The sequence below is a fragment of the Kitasatospora phosalacinea genome (genome assembly GCF_030268885.1).
Taxonomy (GTDB): Bacteria; Actinomycetota; Actinomycetes; order Streptomycetales; family Streptomycetaceae; genus Kitasatospora; species Kitasatospora phosalacinea_C.
In genome coordinates this window covers 1-265 of the sequence record NZ_BSSA01000142.1, presented here as the reverse complement: position 1 = coordinate 265, position 265 = coordinate 1, and the positions used below count along the sequence as shown (strand labels likewise).

At 72.8% G+C, this 265-nt stretch carries 1 protein-coding gene; it reads right to left on the bottom strand.

Annotation, left to right across the window (positions count from 1 at the left end; all coding sequences use genetic code 11):
- Positions 1-265: electron transfer flavoprotein subunit beta/FixA family protein (locus QSK52_RS39295; RefSeq protein ID WP_435053499.1), on the bottom strand; the 265-nt coding region annotated here is incomplete at both ends.

Genomic DNA, 265 nt, shown 5'->3' with positions numbered 1-265 from the left:
CCTGCGGCACGCCCAGGCGCTCGGCCAGCAGCGCGGGCAGCACGCCCATCGTGCCGTCGGTGGAGGCCATGCCGCACACCACCAGGTCGTAGCCGGTCTTCTCCAGCGCCGCCGCCAGGATCGCCGACGTGCCGATCACGTCGGTGCCGTGGATGTCGTCGTCGTTGACGTGCACGGCCTTGTCCGCGCCCATCGACAGCGCCTTGCGCAGCGCGTCCTTCGCGTCGTCCGGGCCCACGGTCAGCACCGTCACCTCGGCGCCCTC